2 protein-coding genes and 1 pseudogene are annotated in these 4046 nt (G+C 37.5%); all 3 read right to left on the bottom strand.

Going from position 1 to position 4046, the window contains the following annotated elements; genetic code table 11:
- Positions 1-2899 (bottom strand): lantibiotic dehydratase (locus AC1DRQ_RS29895; protein WP_477429531.1); only part of this gene is annotated, 2899 nt, incomplete at its 3' end.
- 122 nt (positions 2900-3021) lie between these two features.
- Entirely contained in the window at positions 3022-3744 is a 723-nt protein-coding gene (locus tag AC1DRQ_RS29890; RefSeq protein WP_477429529.1) for a LytR/AlgR family response regulator transcription factor, read from the bottom strand.
- Positions 3719-4046 (bottom strand): annotated as a pseudogene (locus AC1DRQ_RS29885) (hypothetical protein); the annotation flags it as partial. The gene AC1DRQ_RS29890 and the pseudogene AC1DRQ_RS29885, both read right to left, overlap by 26 nt.

Here is a 4046-nt window from a genome sequence, read left to right as displayed (position 1 = left end):
GAATGATACTTACCGCGGCTTCTTCATTCGTGAGCATCTCTGGAAATGTCGACTTAATTTGGTCGAACACTTGGGCCTGCTGTAAAATATTTTCATGCCAGGTATGAAAAAAAGGTACTACCGGAGCAGATTCATCGAAATTTTCAAGGAACGATTGAAATAGTCTTTGATTCTTGTGATAATATTTATACAAGATTGTTCTTTCCTGGTCGCAGACATTAAATTCTGACTGAAATGACTGACTTGTTTTTGAGCTGACCAGGAACTTTTGTTCCCGGGACAGCGAAAATAAGTTGAAAACGTCGTCTATGTTCTTCAAACTTACCCAGAGAAAAGAAAATTCGGACGCTGCAATTTTTTTCTTGTTCAATAATAACTGAATGCAATAGTGAGATTCGTTGGAAAAATATTGTTCAATGAAAGGATAGGCTTGCACTGAATAACGTTCCAGTTCCCGATCATAGGTGTCTATTTGAATTTTCCATACATAACCCTGCTCAATAATGGATTCAAGTTCGTTCCTCAAATCTGACAGTATTTTTTTTATTTTTTTTTGATCTAACAGATGAAAACGAAGCCGTATATGGTTTTCTGGATCATTGTACCGGACATAAAACCAATGGTCGATATAACCCATTTTTTGCCATTTCCTGGTTTGCGGGTAAATGATTGTAGTCAATAGTCGGTCGGAAAAAAAAATCGAGCAATAAATTTTGTAATAGCACCAAGCTGAGCCTGGAATGAACCGCGGCTGCAAACTCATATTTACCCGTGACAGCGTACCTGGGCTTTTAGGTGAAACTGCTTCTTCATATTTCGCAATAGCTACGAATTGATGATTGTAAACTTGCTTTTTACGATCAGTAACGGCAGTTTTCGCGGGCGGGAGATATTCTTTTAATGTGATTTGCTCTCTTCCTGCTATTTCGGTTTTGAATAGCATAAAAGAACGTTGATCCATATAGAAAGTGAGCGTCCGGTCCAGGTCTACTAATAAAAATGTGTTTGGTATTTTCCATGTATGGCATGCTCTTTTAAAAATGACGAATTGTTCACCCTCACTTTTATTCTGGAATAATAACTGAAGGTCGGCCTTTCGCAGTATCCACTGTGCGGATTGTATTATGATTTGACGAAATTGAATGCGAGGAAAAAAACGTATTCCCTTGAATTCTTTTGAAAAATCTATATTCAGTCTGCTTAGTCTATGCTCCGTCTGTAAGCTTCCCAAAAGACGGTAGATTGGAAGTGTGTTCGAAATAAAGTTATGTGCATTGTCAATTCGCGGGATAATGTATTTTCCTATTCGATGTGAATAAAGGGTGATCTTTTCACCTTTTAATTCAACATGAAGTTCATTGGCAGATAACTCATGGTCAGCTCCGGATGATGTTGTTACCAAATAGGGGATCTGATAATCCCGAAGGTTGGGATGTTGCAATACGTTGCCATTTTTGTTTTCAGGTAGGTGGACGACCGAGGCTATCGCAAATTCTTTGTTTTTATGTTTTTCATATGTCGCGATTTCCTGAAGCAACTGAAGGATTTCCTCGTCACCATGACCAAATCTTCCTAACAGGCACGTTCCGCTCGCGCCGCCCGCGCTTTCAATTACAATATCGCTTTCTCGCGCAGCTATTAATTTGAAAATAACGGGAAAACTGTCTGGAAGGGGGCGAATAGGTACCCTTGGTTTAAGCTCGTCTAGTTCTTGTTGCGTTATTTCTATCAGGCAGTTTCGTTTGTCGGAAATCTCACTGAACTTTCGATTTAAGAAATCGGTAACAGGATTTGATTTTTCAATTTCTTTGTGATGGAAATGGTGTTGTGAACTCAACTTATTGAGTTCATTTAACAAGATGTCTCCAAAATCGACTACCGCAGGATGGTCCGGGTCCATAATCCCAATGTCCGGATCAAATAAATGACTTAGTAAGACCGGCTTGCGATCAAATTTATTTCTGATCTGGTCTTTTACCTGTTCGAGCCAGTAATTTCTAGGTTCGCCTGCGCTCAATATCTGCAGTGCCTCTATTGCTAATGATAGGGATTTTCCCACCTTTTGATCAACCGATTTCCTCAAAAGATCATTATAACTATCGACTTGAAACAATTGACTGGGCAAAGTTAGCTTCAAACGGGCGAAGTGATCGATAAGCTTGGGTAGTTCGTTCACAAGGCGATGATGCTTTTGTACGCGGACTAACTTTGCAGAAGTTTCCTTCAAATTATCAATATCCTGACAAATGCTCAAATCGGAGGACTGCTGCTTTGCATTTACTAAAGCTGCGGTTAAGAATGCCAGTGGATCATTATTATTGAGGCCGGGCTGTAATGTACTCACAAGTACTTGGGCTTCAATCAAAATATCCAAAAATTTTATAACAACTGCCTCATCTGCTTCAAAAAAACTTGCCATTTGCTTAGATAGCAGAGGGTAGGGTACGAAATTATCTGAACAAACTTTAAGGGCAAAATTCAATTCTTCGGTTTCATCGATCGCGCTCAACTTATATTTCTTACCGTTTCCAATAAATTCATATTCAAAGTATCGGTATTCATTGCCAACTTTGTATATCGAATTGTTGATCTTATAAGCTAAGGCATGTTGATGTGAGCCTTCTAGCCGGTATATAAGCTTCCATAAAAAATCTGAATCGAGTTTGACGTTAAAAGTTACATTTTTATCGACAGTGACGATATCGGTAACTTTTCCCCACTCAGCGACCGCACACCACGAAAATAATCCAAATGGAGTCGGACGATGGCACATTCTATTGTAATATTTAACCAGTGTTCCATTTATTTTGATGCTTTTTTTAGTGTCATTTTCGCCATTTTTCAAGTATTTTTCACAAATCAGGTAAAAATTGGGGTTTGCGATATATAAAGCGTCCATGAACGTTTTGTTTTGCAACAGCTGTTCAGAAGAAGTTTTGGTGGGCTTATAGACACCGACCGGAAGCCTGGCAGAGCGGATGCAAATTTTAGAAAAGAAGGAGACGGCCATTATTCATCGGGCTATTTATTTTCTATTAACTTTTTCTTCAAAATAGTAAAAAAAGCCTTTTTGTATCCTTCGCTAATCGGGATACTGCGGTTAACTCCTTGCAAGTAGATTTGGTTGCCGTCAACTAGTTTAAATTTATCAAACGCAATGATAAAGGAGTTATGGGTACGGATAAATCTATCTTTGGGTAAGCTGCTTTCCAAGGATTTCATATTCAGCAGGGTTACGATTCTTTGCTCTGGTGTAAAAACAGAAATGTAGTTCTTTAACCCTTCAATATACAAGATATCGTCAAGATCAACCTTTAAAAGCTTGTTTTTTGAATCAGTTTTAAGAATTATAAATTCGTCCTTAGAAGATTGATTAAACGCTAGGTCATCCGATATTTTTGCCTTAACTTTTTGAAGGGCAAGTAACAACCTTTCGATGGCGACGGGCTTCAGTAAATAATCGACAACCTCATTTTCATAACCTTCGAATGCATAATGCTTGAACGCGGATGTTACAACAATGTTTGTCTTTTTTTTAATGACTTTCATAAAATCCAAACCGGAAATTTCATGCATTTCAATGTCTAAAAAAATAAAGTCCACCTGGTTATGTTCAAGATATTTGAGCGCGTCCAAGGGGTTTGTGAAAGTCTCGGCAACTTTCACATCATCTATTTTTTTTATGTGAATGGTTAAAAGATCAATGGCATGTTGTTCATCATCGATTATTATGCAAGTTAGCATCTTCAATATTTAAGGTTAGACATACCGTATAAAATTTACCGTCGTCGATAATATCCAACGTATGTAAATTTGGATAAGTCAATTTTAATCTTTTTTTCACATTTATAACGCCAATCTTATCACTTATGATATTATTATGAAAATCAATATTTGGATTTCTTATTTTTTTCCTATTTCTGATATAAAACCGTACTTGCTGATTTTCAACAGTTAGCCTGATTTCAGCTGCATTTCGCTCGTTTTTCAGATCGCCATGTTTAAATAGGTTCTCTACGAACGTTATAAGAATAAAAGGTGAAATA

The organism is Mucilaginibacter sp. P4_E8 (genome assembly GCF_056401495.1).
The sequence above is the reverse complement of the archived record's forward strand: the minus strand, read 5'-3'. Positions and strand labels throughout refer to the sequence as shown.

What these genes read in the sequence shown, in the direction of transcription:
- AC1DRQ_RS29890 (WP_477429529.1), bottom strand. Translation starts at nt 3,744, where the DNA reads ATGCTAACTTGCATAATAATCGATGATGAACAACATGCCATTGATCTT.